At 44.3% G+C, this 13,241-nt stretch carries 14 protein-coding genes, 15 tRNA genes and 1 rRNA gene; 2 read left to right on the top strand and 28 right to left on the bottom strand.

Features of this window, described 5'->3' with window-relative positions:
• Positions 1 to 2: 2 nt before the first annotated feature.
• From liaF to MMB75_RS16945, 12 genes are all read right to left on the bottom strand, one after another.
• Positions 3 to 650: a cell wall-active antibiotics response protein LiaF gene (gene liaF, locus MMB75_RS17000; protein WP_257126283.1), complete on the bottom strand. Its 648-nt coding sequence runs from the start codon at positions 648 to 650 to the stop codon at positions 3 to 5.
• Positions 651 to 798: 148 nt separating this feature from the next.
• Positions 799 to 1,503 carry a PspA/IM30 family protein gene (locus MMB75_RS16995; protein ID WP_016819933.1) on the bottom strand — a complete coding sequence of 235 codons (705 nt, stop codon included), beginning with the start codon at positions 1,501 to 1,503 and terminating at the stop codon, positions 799 to 801.
• Complete coding sequence (locus tag MMB75_RS16990; RefSeq protein ID WP_016819932.1) at positions 1,503 to 1,988, bottom strand: PspC domain-containing protein; 486 nt, start codon at positions 1,986 to 1,988, stop codon at positions 1,503 to 1,505. Before MMB75_RS16990 ends, MMB75_RS16995 begins: the two co-directional genes overlap by 1 nt.
• Positions 1,989 to 1,995: 7 nt before the next feature.
• Complete coding sequence (locus MMB75_RS16985) at positions 1,996 to 2,664, bottom strand: PspA/IM30 family protein (protein ID WP_019688580.1); 669 nt, start codon at positions 2,662 to 2,664, stop codon at positions 1,996 to 1,998.
• 88 nt (positions 2,665 to 2,752) lie between these two features.
• Positions 2,753 to 3,064 carry a LiaF transmembrane domain-containing protein gene (locus MMB75_RS16980; protein WP_017428655.1) on the bottom strand — a complete coding sequence of 104 codons (312 nt, stop codon included), beginning with the start codon at positions 3,062 to 3,064 and terminating at the stop codon, positions 2,753 to 2,755.
• Between the two features lie 127 nt (positions 3,065 to 3,191).
• Positions 3,192 to 4,418 carry an MFS transporter gene (locus tag MMB75_RS16975; protein WP_016819929.1) on the bottom strand — a complete coding sequence of 409 codons (1,227 nt, stop codon included), beginning with the start codon at positions 4,416 to 4,418 and terminating at the stop codon, positions 3,192 to 3,194.
• Between the two features lie 143 nt (positions 4,419 to 4,561).
• Positions 4,562 to 5,119: a TetR/AcrR family transcriptional regulator gene (locus MMB75_RS16970; protein WP_016819928.1), complete on the bottom strand. Its 558-nt coding sequence runs from the start codon at positions 5,117 to 5,119 to the stop codon at positions 4,562 to 4,564.
• A gap of 440 nt (positions 5,120 to 5,559) precedes the next feature.
• Entirely contained in the window at positions 5,560 to 5,799 is a 240-nt protein-coding gene (locus MMB75_RS16965; RefSeq protein ID WP_013373004.1) for a NifU family protein, read from the bottom strand.
• A gap of 313 nt (positions 5,800 to 6,112) precedes the next feature.
• Complete coding sequence (gene sufB / locus MMB75_RS16960) at positions 6,113 to 7,510, bottom strand: Fe-S cluster assembly protein SufB (protein ID WP_025365814.1); 1,398 nt, start codon at positions 7,508 to 7,510, stop codon at positions 6,113 to 6,115.
• 43 nt (positions 7,511 to 7,553) lie between these two features.
• Positions 7,554 to 8,861, bottom strand: a complete 1,308-nt coding sequence (gene sufD / locus MMB75_RS16955; RefSeq protein WP_025365815.1) for a Fe-S cluster assembly protein SufD — start codon at positions 8,859 to 8,861, stop codon at positions 7,554 to 7,556.
• A 23-nt stretch (positions 8,862 to 8,884) separates the two neighbouring features.
• Positions 8,885 to 9,661, bottom strand: a complete 777-nt coding sequence (sufC, locus tag MMB75_RS16950; protein WP_045244927.1) for a Fe-S cluster assembly ATPase SufC — start codon at positions 9,659 to 9,661, stop codon at positions 8,885 to 8,887.
• On the bottom strand, positions 9,642 to 10,163 hold the full coding sequence (locus tag MMB75_RS16945) for a MarR family transcriptional regulator (RefSeq protein ID WP_045244928.1): 522 nt from the start codon (positions 10,161 to 10,163) through the stop codon (positions 9,642 to 9,644). Before MMB75_RS16945 ends, sufC begins: the two co-directional genes overlap by 20 nt.
• 222 nt (positions 10,164 to 10,385) lie before the next feature.
• Here MMB75_RS16945 and MMB75_RS16940 point away from each other — a divergent pair, with 222 nt between their 5' ends.
• Together MMB75_RS16940 and MMB75_RS16935 are read left to right on the top strand one after the other, a co-directional pair.
• Complete coding sequence (locus MMB75_RS16940; RefSeq protein WP_045244929.1) at positions 10,386 to 10,583, top strand: hypothetical protein; 198 nt, start codon at positions 10,386 to 10,388, stop codon at positions 10,581 to 10,583.
• Between the two features lie 785 nt (positions 10,584 to 11,368).
• Positions 11,369 to 11,494, top strand: coding sequence for a hypothetical protein (locus MMB75_RS16935; protein WP_263560797.1), 126 nt, complete (start codon positions 11,369 to 11,371; stop codon positions 11,492 to 11,494).
• A gap of 44 nt (positions 11,495 to 11,538) precedes the next feature.
• On the opposite strand, the gene MMB75_RS16930 is transcribed toward MMB75_RS16935, so the two are convergent.
• From MMB75_RS16930 to MMB75_RS16855, 16 genes are all read right to left on the bottom strand, one after another.
• Positions 11,539 to 11,617, bottom strand: a tRNA-Leu gene (locus tag MMB75_RS16930).
• Positions 11,618 to 11,628: 11 nt separating this feature from the next.
• Positions 11,629 to 11,703: transfer RNA gene (locus MMB75_RS16925), tRNA-Cys, on the bottom strand.
• Between the two features lie 12 nt (positions 11,704 to 11,715).
• Positions 11,716 to 11,787, bottom strand: a tRNA-Gly gene (locus MMB75_RS16920).
• 6 nt (positions 11,788 to 11,793) lie between these two features.
• Positions 11,794 to 11,868 (bottom strand) — tRNA-Gln (locus MMB75_RS16915).
• 9 nt (positions 11,869 to 11,877) lie between these two features.
• Positions 11,878 to 11,950 (bottom strand) — tRNA-His (locus MMB75_RS16910).
• A gap of 18 nt (positions 11,951 to 11,968) precedes the next feature.
• A tRNA-Trp gene (locus tag MMB75_RS16905) sits at positions 11,969 to 12,042 on the bottom strand.
• Positions 12,043 to 12,049: 7 nt separating this feature from the next.
• A tRNA-Tyr gene (locus MMB75_RS16900) sits at positions 12,050 to 12,135 on the bottom strand.
• Between the two features lie 4 nt (positions 12,136 to 12,139).
• Positions 12,140 to 12,215, bottom strand: a tRNA-Thr gene (locus MMB75_RS16895).
• A 22-nt stretch (positions 12,216 to 12,237) separates the two neighbouring features.
• A tRNA-Phe gene (locus MMB75_RS16890) sits at positions 12,238 to 12,310 on the bottom strand.
• Positions 12,311 to 12,347: 37 nt separating this feature from the next.
• Positions 12,348 to 12,424: transfer RNA gene (locus MMB75_RS16885), tRNA-Asp, on the bottom strand.
• Positions 12,425 to 12,439: 15 nt separating this feature from the next.
• Positions 12,440 to 12,516: transfer RNA gene (locus tag MMB75_RS16880), tRNA-Met, on the bottom strand.
• A gap of 26 nt (positions 12,517 to 12,542) precedes the next feature.
• A tRNA-Val gene (locus MMB75_RS16875) sits at positions 12,543 to 12,618 on the bottom strand.
• Between the two features lie 69 nt (positions 12,619 to 12,687).
• A tRNA-Glu gene (locus MMB75_RS16870) sits at positions 12,688 to 12,759 on the bottom strand.
• A 17-nt stretch (positions 12,760 to 12,776) separates the two neighbouring features.
• Positions 12,777 to 12,868 (bottom strand) — tRNA-Ser (locus MMB75_RS16865).
• A gap of 3 nt (positions 12,869 to 12,871) precedes the next feature.
• A tRNA-Asn gene (locus MMB75_RS16860) sits at positions 12,872 to 12,947 on the bottom strand.
• 66 nt (positions 12,948 to 13,013) lie between these two features.
• Positions 13,014 to 13,241: ribosomal RNA gene (locus MMB75_RS16855) — 23S ribosomal RNA — on the bottom strand; the annotation flags it as partial.

Here is a 13,241-nt window from a genome sequence, read left to right as displayed (position 1 = left end):
ATTCAATAAAATCGAATGCGGACATCGCCCGCCAGGTACGAAACGACAAACTTCACTTTATATTCACTCTGCTCAAAATGAGGAGACTTCCACACCAGTCGATTGAGCATCCCTGCCTCATGGTCCCGGTCGAACTGAATCTGCCCGAACAATACGAACATCTCCACCTCTACACCGTAATTATCCGGCAGCGTGATGTCAATGTCACCGAAGATCCCCTGTAAAAATATGACGGGCTCACGTTCCTCTGGAAGAGCCAGCGTCAGGTCAGCATCCACATCCCCAACCACATGCCATATGCTTGTGCTGCGCAAGCTCCACGGCACTTCATCCCATTTGTGATTGGAAATGAAATTGTGTTTGAATATGGAGCTTTGACCTTTATGCAGCTTTCTGGAACGTGAATAGAACACAGCCAGCGAAGCCAATGTGATCACCACAAACAAGAACAAATGATCCAGCACCAGTAGACCAGCACCGATGGCAAGCATCGTATAGCCCTTTTTGATTTTGGAATTGCGAATCTTATATATTCCCGCCAACATTAGGACCAGTGCAAACACGGAGAGGAACCCAATCCACTGACCGAATAAAACGATAATCCCGATGCCAATCCCTGCCAGTGCCAAGGCTGATTTTCTTCTCTCCATGCTGCACCCCCTTTTTTGTTTATACAGGAAGGAAAAGCCATAGTGGCGCAATTTATCGCCATATGGCTTCCCGAACCATACAGATTGAGCACTGTTATTGGTCAGTGTCCATCTATACAGCATATCATAATGTTTGGGTTCCGAGTAGTTAGTCCTTCTTCATATCTACAGGTTTAGCACCTGTCTGAATTTTGGACTTCAATTGTTGAAGCTGCTCATCCACTTTAAATTGTTTTTCAGCTTCTGCGGGATTAACATATGCCTCTCCCGGTGCTTGACGATAAGGGGCACGCAGTACGTCAGCTTCCGCCTCCATTTGCATGATTTTTTCCTCCATGCGGTGGAAGCCCAGCGAAGCAGACCCGCTTTCAATCGTGTGCAAGCTATTGATTTGCGACATTTGCTTTTTGGCTTTTGCCATTTGAGCACGGGATACCAGCTCATTACGCTTATTGCGCATTTTGTAGAATTCATCCTTCATTCCATGAAGCTGCTGTACCAGTTCTTTCGCTTGAAGCTCAGCTTGAGTGTGCAAGTCACGGTATTCATCCTGCTTTTGCACAAAATAAATCTTCTCGCCCAGCAGCTTGCGGGCTACTTCTTCCTGGCCATTTCGCAATGCAGATTCGGCCTGCTTTTCGCGCTCATTGGATACACGTACAGCCTCCTCCAAGCGCTGTTTCATACGACGCTCATTTGCCATTTGCTTGGCGACTGTTACCTCAGCCTCGTGAATTTCTGCCTCCATATCACGCAAGTACTGATTTAACATGATAATCGGATCTTCAACTTTATCCAACATTTCATTCACCGATGCTCTTGTCATATCCTTCATTCTTTTAAAGATTCCCATTATTTACGTTCTCCCTTCTCGAATTGCTCTACTTTTTTACGTAACTCTTCCAGTTCCTTTTTCATTGCTTTTTTCTCGATATCTTCCATCATGGAATCCAGATCACTGTTGTGTCCTGCATTAAATTTGGATGAATAGCGGGCATCCTGACCAAACGGGTTCGAGTTGCCGTATGCTCCGCCTTGATTGTAACCAGTTCCTTGTCCGTACTGTGTTCTAGTATTACTACCGCCATAATAGCGCGGATCTTGCTGGGTATAGGGACCGCTATCTGGACCGAATCCTCCATCGTAAGGAGATCTTGGTTCCTTGGAAATAACCAACGCTGCAATCACATAAATCATAAATGTGGTGCCTGCTGTAATAAAGAAACTGATCACAACCAGAATACGTATCCAAGTTGAGTCCATTCCTGTTGCGTCAGAAAGACCGCCACATACTCCAGTTAATACTCTATCCCGGCTTGATCGGTAAATTCGGGTCATAATTTACTTACTCCTTCCCGCTGTTGTTCAGCTTGCTTTTCAATCTCGCCCACTCTTGTTCGAGCAGCGATCCACCGCTGTGAGCATCCCTTGTATACTCCTCACCCCGACGCAATTCACGCAGACTCATCGTTTCTGCTTCCATATCGGCTACCCGGTCTTCCAAGCGGTTGAACATTCGGGGAACATTTCGTCCACCGTATGTACCTGCCCGTTCGTTCATTTGCTGCTGGAGTCTCAACGTTTGTACACGTGCAGCGTAATACTGACGCTTACTGTGTACCGTTTGGTATTCTGTCTTTAATGTATCCAGCTGTTGCTCCAATTCACGTAATGATTCACGGCTCTGCTCCCACAGTTCTCTATACTGCTCTTCTTTTTCTGCATACAGCATTTTTTCCTGAAGGGCTAGCTTTGCGACGTGTTCCTCATCTGCTTTCAAAGCCAGAAGCGCTTGTTCCTCCCGTTTGGCCTGCATGGACAATGCATGATCCAACTGCTGCTTCATTTGTCTTGTATGCACTGCATACTGCTGATGAAGCTTTTCCGCTTCGGCGATTTCCTGACGGGTATTATATAGAAACTGGTCAATGAGTTGTACCGGATCTTGACTTTGTTCCAAATGCTCATTGAAGGTTGCTACCGTAATATCACGCATTCTTCGAAAAACACTCATTGGCGTCTACTCCTTTCACAAGTTCGTATTTTCATCATTTCTTGCTCTTTGCTTTCGTACATTTTTCTTCATCCTCAAACTGTCACATTCAGTAGCGTCTTCTACGGTCACTCAGCATGGATACACCAAATATGATTAATCCGATTGCCAGCAGTGGTCCAATAAGCCAGGACAGCTTGCCCAGTAAAATCAGTACCCCGAGCACAAGCACGATCCAACCGAAGAGCGCATTACCTCTTTTCACACCGTAGTACCCCAGCATAATCATCGCTATCGGAATTAAGTAACCAATCAGATGTCCTACAAAGTGACCGAAAAACGGAGTAAACTTACCGAGCAGCATAATCGAACCCAACACGATCAGTACAATGGCTAACCCATTCCCTTTGTTAACTCTCATCATCTCTCACCGCCTTTCACTGTGTCTTGCTTATGTCCTTATTGTACGCTGACCTAACGTTTGACAAAACGGACCCCAGACGGTTTTTGAACCTAGACCTAAGTCGGGGGTGAATATAGACCTGCGGCTAACCACTTCTACGCTGCTCTGCTGCAAGGGTTGTTGAGTGTCGCTTTCCTGCATGCTTAGAGCGTAGTGAAAGGACGAGACAAGCAAATAAGGCTACCGCTGCCACCATATAAGGCAAATTAATATGAACATCAAACAGCAGTCCTGCAACTAACGGTCCAATTACATTCCCCAAGCTGGTATAGGACGAGTTCATACCCGCTACAAACCCTTGCTCATCCCCAGCCTGCCGCGATAGAGAAGTGCTTACTGCTGGGCGAAGGATATCCATAGCCAGAAAAATGATAAAAGTCGTCAGCATAATCATCACGTACTGCTCGGCAAATAAAGTTAGGAAAATAAACAGTCCTCCAATAGCCAAGCAAAGGTGAATTACTTTTTTCTCACCAAAACGGTTAATGATCCAACCAAATATAGTTGCTTGAACAACTGCCCCCAAAATAGACCCTGTCGTTATAATGATGGCAATATCCATCGGTGTAAAACCATATTTATGGTCAACAAACAGTCCAAATACCGTTTCAAAATTCGCCAATCCAAAAGCAACGACAAATACAATGAGCAAGCCCATGAAATACGGAGATTGATAGGACTTGGCAAATTGCTGTAAAAGGTTTTCTTTTTCACGCGGAAGCTCTCTATTGTACTGTTGTTTTTCCTTGCTCAAAGACTCAGGCAGCACGAACAGAGACAAAATAGCCGCTATTCCTGCAGCACCTGCCGCCGCAAAGAAGGGAATACGTATTCCATAGGCTGCAAGCAAACCGCCAATCCCTGGCCCGATTATGAAGCCTGTGTTAATCGCTGCATTGATCATTCCCATACCCTTGCCTCTTTCCTCAAACGAGGTCACATCAGCGACATAGGCCATTATAGAAGGTGTAAGCAACGCTGCCCCTACCCCGCCCATGATTCGTGCAACAAACAAGGTAGGAACAGAACTCGCCAATCCAAAAACAAGCTCTGACAGCATGAAAATAAACATCCCAGAAACAATCAACTTTTTACGTCCATAACGGTCAGACAACTTTCCTGACAAAGGTGATAATAAAAGCTGTGTCAGCGCAAAGGCTGCAACCATTAGTCCCATTGAAGAACCGTTCATCCCTAGCTCACTTATAAATTTAGGTAAAACAGGAACGACTAATCCAATCCCCATGAATGCTAAAAAAATGTTAAGCATCAATAACAGCATTGCTCCCCGATTTCTTGTTAGTATAGACATATTTCCACCCTTCCTTTTCAGAACCCCTTTTATTTATCAGTAGTTAATTTCAGTATCCTAGCTTCAAAAACAAAAAAACTTTAATTGTTTTATTAGTTTTCATATAAAAAAATAGCCTCTTTTAATACACACATATTATTAGGCTATTTTTGTTTTTCGACTAACCCAAATAACAATATATCTACAATGGAATAAGTTGCTTCCTCTACCGTCACACTGTTATCCAGAAAGAAACGCTGATCAAGCGTTAAATTCACTGAATCAATAATTAGCTTCATGATTAGAGCCTCATTTTTATTCACAATAATTCCTTCTCGAATACCTTCCTGAATTAATGTTCTGATCGGAGACCAATCATTTAAATCAGCATGTACTCTTTTCCATTGCTCAGGATAATACTTTTTCATCTGGTCCAAAATTCTTAAATCATAAAACTTATAATACAGCGGCATAACCCTAATCGACTGCTTAATCTTTTCTAACAAAGATAATTCATTGTTTTGGATAATTTGCTCCGTCTTTTGAATCATATCATCATTTGTACGCTCAATAAGTGTCTCTAAAATAAGAGTCTTAGACGAAAAATTTTCATACAACGTACGCTTACTGATGGCAAGTCTTTTCGCAAGATCATCCATAGTAAATTTCAATCCATTCTCATGAACTTCCTCTACGAAAGCTTCCAAAATTCTTTCTTGCATATGCATTCCTCATTTCTTTTACACTTAATAAACTATAAATGTTTTTTCAGTACCATTATCCTACTACAACCTCAAAGTCACAGTCAAATATACTATTTAGAAAAGAAACTATGTGAAGTTCTTATCTTCATTCATCTGACACCCGATTAATTATGTAGCCGAAATTGAGAATGCAATTAATAAAAAGGGTGATAAAATGCCTTTAAGCATTTTATCACCCTTTTGTGTATACCGGCGAGAGGACTGAACCTCCACGGTTTCCCACTCGATATCGAATTAAATCTTGATAATACCTTGTTTGACGAAGGGAAAAAAGCGCTGTTCGTCGATTTCTACCCGCAAGGTAATCTGTCGATGTACTTTGGTATTGAGCAGCGGGATCAACTTCCGTAGCTATGGTCTGCGACAGGACTAACTCAGTTGCTCAGTATCGAGGAATTTTAGAATACTTGTACAACTTCTTTAATATCATCAATTTCCTCAAGAATTGCGCGCTCAATAGCAACCTTTAACGTAATCGTAGCACTTGGGCAACCATTGCATGCTCCCAAAAATCTTAATTTTGCTATACCGTTCTCAACTTCGACCAGTTCAGCATCTCCACCGTCACGCAGTAAGAAAGGACGTAGTTTGAGAAGAACTTCCGATACTTCATCGAATAAAACTCCATTTTCATCCATTATGTCAACTCCTCCCATTGTTTTACCAACCGTCATTCAGACCTTTTTTCATCCTAGATCGTCTGAGTAATCCTTTGCTTTTTGCCTAAGAGTAACCTCTTGATCCGAAAGTTCCCTTATAAGCGTATGAATAGAGTCTAAAGGTATCATCACACCACAACTTGCGCTCAATCCTGACAGCATATGGAGGCAGAATTGAAGTTTTCGTATCTCTCGGGTAATTTGAGCTAGTTCTGAATCGTCCGATTTATTTTTCTTCATTACTAGCACCTCTTTAAAGAATGATAAAGGTTTGATCTATTAAATTAATGAATCAACCGATGCTTCCTTCCATCTCAAATTGAATCAACCGATTCATTTCAACGGCATATTCCATTGGCAATTCTTTGGTAAACGGTTCAATAAAGCCCATTACAATCATTTGTGTAGCATCTTGTTCTGTAAGCCCGCGGCTCATTAAGTAAAACAATTGTTCCTCAGACACTTTGGATACTGTTGCCTCGTGCTCCAAAGTAATCTGATCGTTTTTAATTTCATTGTATGGAATCGTATCTGATGTTGACATGTTATCCAATATCAACGTATCGCACTTAATATTGGACTTAGACCCTGCGGAATCGCGGCTGAAGCTGGACAACCCTCGGTAGTTTACTTTTCCGCCCTGCTTGCTGATGGATTTGGATATAATCGTAGATGTTGTCTCGGGAGCAAGGTGAATTACCTTCGCGCCAGCATCTTGATGCTGATCTTTACCGGCTACGGCAATAGACAGGATGGACCCCTTGGCTCCCCGTCCTTTCAATAATACTGCCGGATACTTCATTGTTACCTTGGAGCCGATGTTGCCGTCCACCCATTCCATTGTGGCATTTTCTTCTACCACAGCCCTTTGGGTTACCAAGTTGTAGATATTAGGAGCCCAATTCTGAATGGTCGTGTAACGGACACGGGAATCTTTCCGGCAAATAATTTCAATAACTCCACTATGCAAAGAACTGGTACTATAAATAGGTGCTGTACATCCTTCAACATAATGGACAAAGCTGCCCTCTTCGGCAATAATTAATGTCCGCTCGAATTGACCCATATTTTCAGAATTAATACGGAAATAACCTTGTATAGGAACCTCGCAATGAACACCCTTCGGAATGTATACAAAGCTACCGCCTGACCAAACCGCACTATTAAGCGCCGCAAATTTATTGTCTGCGGGAGGGATGATCGTCCCAAAATGTTGCTTAAACACTTCGGGGTATTGCTTTAATGCAGTATCCGTATCAAGGAAAATAACGCCCTGATCCTCCAGTTCTTTCCGCATGCTGTGATAAACTACTTCCGACTCATATTGAGCGGATACGCCCGCCAGGAACTTTTGCTCCGCTTCAGGGATTCCCAGCTTGTCAAAGGTTGCTTTGATCTCGGAAGGAACCTCCTCCCAGGTCTTTCCCTGTTTTTCAGAAGGGCGAACGTAATACTGGATGTCATCAAGATTTAGCCCGGTCAAATCCGCTCCCCATTCAGGCATCGGCATTTTGTAGAATTGATTCAAAGCTTTCAACCGAAAATTGAGCATCCACTCCGGCTCTTCCTTGATCCGGGAAATTTCCCGGACAATCTCTTCCGTCAGACCTTTTCCAGATTGAAAAATAGACTGGTGCTTGTCGCGAAACCCATATTTATATTCGCCCATATCTGGTGCTTTTTTAGCCATTAGTATCACTCCTTTTTAACCTTTCAAGAATCATTTTGATTTGCTATGATCTGCCGAGCTTGCTTTCCACTAAATCTTTTAGGCGACTACGAACACCTTCCAGCGGGATCTCCGAAATGACAGGAGCGAGAAATCCGAAAATAACAAGATGTTCGGCTTCACTCCTTGATATCCCGCGCGACATCAGATAATAGATTTGCTCTGCATTTACTTGCCCCACGGATGCAGCATGACCCGCGGTTACATCATCCTCATCTATCAGCAGGATCGGATTGGCATCGCCGCGAGCTTTAGGACTTAGCATAAGCACGCGTTCTGTTTGCTGACCATCACAATGGGTTGCACCTTTTTCAATCTTTGTAATGCCATTGATAATGGCCGTAGCTTCTTCAAGCATGACTGCACGCGTAATCATCTGGCTTACCGAGCTTCTGCCAAAATGCTGAGCTTGAGTTGTATAGCTCGATTTTTGATTACCCGTGCCAATAGCAATTACCTTATTGTCGGAGACCACCCCGTTGCCTTGTAGCAAAGTCTTGGTATCGCTGGCGGTATAACCATTGTTCATCTCACCGATAATCCATTCCACACCCCCATCAGCAAGAACGACCGCCCGTCGCTGGGTGAAATCTGTTGTAGTTGCAGCAAGCTGATGAACCGAAGCTACTTGCACCTTTGAGCCCGCCCCCGCGAAGACCTCCGTCACACCGTTATGCAATACCTTGACATCATCACCACTCGATACACAATTATCCACATAAGTGATCTTGCTGTTGCTCCCTGCCACAATTAAGACGTGAGGAGCAAAACACACACCGCTTGTATCGTTAAGAAAGATCGCTTGAATAGGTGCTTCAACCTCTACACCGTCTGGGACATATAGAAAAACGCCACCACTCCATAAGGCACTGTGTGCAGCAGATAAACGATGTTCTTCTGGCTTTACTGCCTGAAAGAGATAACGTTGAACCAGCTCCTCATGCTCTTTTGCCGCAGTATGCAGATCCGTTAAAATGACTCCCTGGGCGGCTAAGCTCTCGGACAATTTCGTATACACTACATCCGAGTTGAACTGAACGATTAGTCCGCCTTTCACCGGAGAAGTAACCAAACCTCGAACAACCTCCGGCGCTTCCTCCAAACTAGACCACGCATTCTCAGCTTTGTAATCTCCACTTTCGTAGATATCCCATTTTTCAAGATTGATTTTCTCCACTTTAGGCAACTCCAGCGTCCCTGCCAGTTCGAGTGCATGAACGCGGCGTTCAATCAGCCAACGAGGTTCATCCTTAGCACTTGACCATGCGCGTAAATCGTCCACATTCATTGAAACTCTAGCTTGTATATCCACGTGCTGTTCCTCCTCTCCGGCTTTTAAGCTTCCCTTACCGTCTCATCCGTAATCCCAAGTTCCTCCTTCACCCAATCGTACCCTTCAGCCTCCAAACGGTGGGCAAGCTCCGGACCGCCAGATTTAACTATCTGGCCTTGCATCATGACATGCACAAAATCCGGGGTAATATAATTCAACAGTCGTTGATAATGGGTGATGATTAAAAAGCCTCTATCCGGGCTGCGCATCTCATTTACGCCATTGGCCACAATACGCAGTGCATCAATATCAAGCCCTGAGTCCACTTCATCCAGGATCACAAACTTGGGTTCAAGTAGCATCATTTGCAAAATCTCATTCCGCTTTTTTTCACCGCCAGAGAATCCCTCATTCAAATAACGATGCACAAATTCCGGGTTCATCTCCAGCCCCTTCATTTTGCTCTCCATTTCACGGATAAAACGGATTAAGGATATCTCATCGCCTTCTTCACGCCGTGCATTGATGGCACTTCTGAGAAAATCCGAGTTGGTCACGCCAGCAATTTCACTTGGGTATTGCATAGCGAGGAACAAGCCTGCCTGGGCACGCTCATCCACCTCCATCTCCAGAAGGTCTTCATTGTCCAATGTCACCTTACCGCCAGTAACCTCATATTTGGGATGGCCCATTAAAGCTGAAGCCAATGTACTTTTCCCCGTCCCATTAGGCCCCATAATCGCATGAATCTCTCCGCCATGAATCTCCAGTGTGAGCCCTTTTAAAATTTCTTTCCCTTCAATCTTGGATCTTAATTCCTCAATCCTTAATGTCGTCATTTATCATAAACTTCCCTTCGGAGTATTCTTCGGCACGCGCCACCAAATCACTCATAAATTTTCCAATAGTCTGCAGCTCAACCTCTGAATAGGATTCAATGAATTGGTAAAACCTTTCTTCTTTTTCTTTGTGCAGTTCTTTATGCAAATGATAAACGTGTCTTCCCTTATCCGTTAAACTAAAGTAAATCTCCTTACGATTGCTGTTCAGTTGACTTTTCATAATGAAGCCCATTTCCAGCAGCTTTGCACTAATTTTAGTAATACTAGCTTTGGACAACCCCATCTTCTCCACAATCCTGGTATGATTTATCGGTTCATAATCACCAATGCAATCAATAACGTGTACACTAGTAATATTGTTGGAGAGCATGTCAATCTGGTACTTTCTGGCCTGTTGCCGAAACGAGTTAATTTCTTGTTCAGTATACAGCTCATTCAGATGTAGCATTTTAATATATTGCTCGTAAAGATGACCTTTAAAATGATTTTGAAACTCCAATTTCCCAATCTCCCCTCTTTTGTAGTAGTTGCAGACCAAGTTTAGTGTCACCATTAGATTATTTTTGTTCACTAGTAAACAAAGTTATATTAACACAATTGATATTGATTATCAATATCAATTGTGTTAAATGTGATACAATTTTGGAGGCACTTTTCACCATGGATTTGTTGTCATTGTCATCGGCCTCAGGCTGTGTTTTGACTAGGGCACGTTCTGGAAATGGTTTTGAATACCTCTGATCAATCCTGCTTTGCGGGGGTTGAACAATGGAACCAATTCGGCAGCACCCGGATGGATCTGGTAACCGAAGCCAAGAAGTCCAATACCGTTGCCTATGAACGTCATGGTACACCTGCCAAAGACCGGGGGCGCTATCGTAAAAGAGGACAAAGGTGGTGCTTGGCCGAGCTGTTTTAAAGCCGTATCGCCGCGTTTGAGTACGCTATCGTGAGCATGTATAGCAATGAATAATCAGTCAGTTACCTGTGTCTGGATATGTTATGAGGCCAAAGAGTATACCAAAAACTGTGGTTTTTGCTGGTGAATCCGAACAGGCGATGCTCCATTCTAGCCAGCACCGATCTGACACTGGAGATGACCTAGATCATCGAACTTTATCCGCCCAGTTCAAAATCAAATGCACCTTCTGGGCGCTAAAGCAATCCATCGGCGGATTAGCTACCACTTTTGTAGCAAATCCATTCCGAAGCTCAACTGGTATTTGAAAAAGGAGCGGGTTCACCCTCTGGAGTTGTTGGAAGAGGAGAAAGCGCAACGGGACATCCGCCTAACTGTAAAGATGAGAATGGTAAACGATAACCAAAATGGATCCCTACGGGGCTTAAGATAAAAGGAACCAAGAAAAGAGCCGAAATCTTGCTTCAGGAAGCCAGGAAGAATTATCATATGGAAGGACAAGCACTCGCGGTTGAAAACGAAGATATGCTGCAAGAGTAAAAGCGGCTACTCCATCCGGTAATAGCTAAAGGCTGTTCGCAGACTTTTTGCTTCAATGGCAAGAGATGATGAAAAGGACCGAACCAATAATAAAGCCAGTCGCCATATACTGCCATTGGTGAGACACGTTCTATGAGCTTCTGATTCGTATGAAGGAATAACAGGAATCCTATCGCTTATCTTCTGACAATTCTTATTGTCTTGAATACCTGGAGTATATTTATGTAGATGTATTAGGAGTAAGCATGAAAGGAGTTCAGGAATGGTTCCGCAGCGATTATGCAACAACGGCAAATATTTATTCGCATTTGGAATACAACTCAAAGGTGTCTTCAGCTCAAGCAATGAGTGGGGTACTAAAGCTCAAATAAAAAAAGTTCATTAGAGAATGTCTCTAATGAACTTTTTTAGTTAATACCGGCGAGAGGACTCGAACCTCCACGGTTTCCCACTCGATTTTGAGTCGAGCGCGTCTGCCATTCCGCCACGCCGGCATATTTAATTATGGAGGCGCCACCCAGATTTGAACTGGGGAATAAAGCTTTTGCAGAGCTTTGCCTTACCACTTGGCTATGGCGCCAGAATATAACTAAGCGGACGACGGGAATCGAACCCGCGACCCTCGCCTTGGCAAGGCGATGCTCTACCGCTGAGCCACGTCCGCATAAGATGGCTGGGGATATAGGATTTGAACCTATGCATGACGGAGTCAAAGTCCGTTGCCTTACCGCTTGGCTAATCCCCAATAAGAAAGGGCGGCCGATGGGGCTTGAACCCACGAATGCCGGAGTCACAGTCCGGTGCGTTAACCACTTCGCCACGACCGCCACAGGAAAAGAAGTAATTGGCAGGGGCAGCAGGAATTGAACCCACACCAACGGTTTTGGAGACCGTTGTTCTACCTTTAAACTATGCCCCTATAAAACTGGTGGAGGATGATGGATTCGAACCACCGAACCCGTAAGGGAGCAGATTTACAGTCTGATGCGTTTGGCCACTTCGCTAATCCTCCAAAATGGTGCCGGCGAGAGGACTTGAACCCCCAACCTACTGATTACAAGTCAGTTGCTCTACCAATTGAGCTACACCGGCACAAAAACTATTCAATTAAAAGTGGCTCGGGACGGAATCGAACCGCCGACACGAGGATTTTCAGTCCTCTGCTCTACCGACTGAGCTACCGAGCCTCACAATAAGACTCTTTACCAAGCAATGTATTACTAATGGCGGAACTGACGGGATTCGAACCCGCGATCTCCTGCGTGACAGGCAGGCATGTTAGGCCTCTACACCACAGTTCCATAATAGATTTAAATTGGTTGCGGGGGCAGGATTTGAACCTGCGACCTTCGGGTTATGAGCCCGACGAGCTACCGAACTGCTCCACCCCGCGACAGTAATAAGTATTTACTTTTTAAATGGTGGAGGCTGAGGGGATCGAACCCCCGACCCTCTGCTTGTAAGGCAGATGCTCTCCCAGCTGAGCTAAGCCTCCTCAACGGAACACTTTTCATATTATACCACAACAAACTTTTTATTGCAACTTTTTGTGATTATTTTTTTATGACCCGTAGGGGATTCGAACCCCTGTTACCTCCGTGAAAGGGAGGTGTCTTAACCCCTTGACCAACGGGCCATACTATAAAATAATTCTGGCGGAGAGAGAGGGATTCGAACCCTCGAGACGCTTTTGGCGCCTACACGATTTCCAATCGTGCTCCTTCGGCCAACTCGGACACCTCTCCATATGGCTCCCCGAACAGGACTCGAACCTGTGACAACTCGATTAACAGTCGAGTGCTCTACCAACTGAGCTATCAGGGAATATTAACATTTGTTTCAAGGTTACACCCTGAAAACTGGATCCGAAACTTCATTGCGCCTTATCTTTAGGATAAGCCCTCGACCGATTAGTATTGGTCAGCTCCATGCATTACTGCACTTCCACCCCCAACCTATCTACCTCGTCGTCTTCAAGGGGTCTTACTAATTGGGAAATCTCATCTTGAGGGGGGCTTCACGCTTAGATGCTTTCAGCGCTTATCCCTTCCGTACATAGCTACCCAGCGGTGCTCCTGGCGGAACAACTGGTACACCAGCGGTACGTCCATCCCGGTC

The sequence above is a fragment of the Paenibacillus sp. P2(2022) genome (assembly GCF_029522175.1).
GTDB classification, from domain to species: domain Bacteria; phylum Bacillota; class Bacilli; order Paenibacillales; family Paenibacillaceae; genus Paenibacillus; species Paenibacillus polymyxa.
The sequence above is the reverse complement of the archived record's forward strand: the minus strand, read 5'-3'. Positions and strand labels throughout refer to the sequence as shown.

What these genes read in the sequence shown, in the direction of transcription:
- MMB75_RS16975 (WP_016819929.1), bottom strand. Translation starts at nt 4,418, where the DNA reads ATGTCTATACTAACAAGAAATCGGGGAGCAATGCTGTTATTGATGCTT.
- liaF (WP_257126283.1), bottom strand. Translation starts at nt 650, where the DNA reads ATGGAGAGAAGAAAATCAGCCTTGGCACTGGCAGGGATTGGCATCGGG.
- MMB75_RS16935 (WP_263560797.1), top strand. Translation starts at nt 11,369, where the DNA reads ATGAAAGGAGTTCAGGAATGGTTCCGCAGCGATTATGCAACAACGGCA.
- MMB75_RS16965 (WP_013373004.1), bottom strand. Translation starts at nt 5,799, where the DNA reads ATGGATGAAAATGGAGTTTTATTCGATGAAGTATCGGAAGTTCTTCTC.
- MMB75_RS16970 (WP_016819928.1), bottom strand. Translation starts at nt 5,119, where the DNA reads ATGCAAGAAAGAATTTTGGAAGCTTTCGTAGAGGAAGTTCATGAGAAT.
- sufB (WP_025365814.1), bottom strand. Translation starts at nt 7,510, where the DNA reads ATGGCTAAAAAAGCACCAGATATGGGCGAATATAAATATGGGTTTCGC.
- sufC (WP_045244927.1), bottom strand. Translation starts at nt 9,661, where the DNA reads ATGACGACATTAAGGATTGAGGAATTAAGATCCAAGATTGAAGGGAAA.
- MMB75_RS16995 (WP_016819933.1), bottom strand. Translation starts at nt 1,503, where the DNA reads ATGGGAATCTTTAAAAGAATGAAGGATATGACAAGAGCATCGGTGAAT.
- MMB75_RS16990 (WP_016819932.1), bottom strand. Translation starts at nt 1,988, where the DNA reads ATGACCCGAATTTACCGATCAAGCCGGGATAGAGTATTAACTGGAGTA.
- MMB75_RS16940 (WP_045244929.1), top strand. Translation starts at nt 10,386, where the DNA reads ATGGTTTTGAATACCTCTGATCAATCCTGCTTTGCGGGGGTTGAACAA.
- MMB75_RS16985 (WP_019688580.1), bottom strand. Translation starts at nt 2,664, where the DNA reads ATGAGTGTTTTTCGAAGAATGCGTGATATTACGGTAGCAACCTTCAAT.
- MMB75_RS16980 (WP_017428655.1), bottom strand. Translation starts at nt 3,064, where the DNA reads ATGAGAGTTAACAAAGGGAATGGGTTAGCCATTGTACTGATCGTGTTG.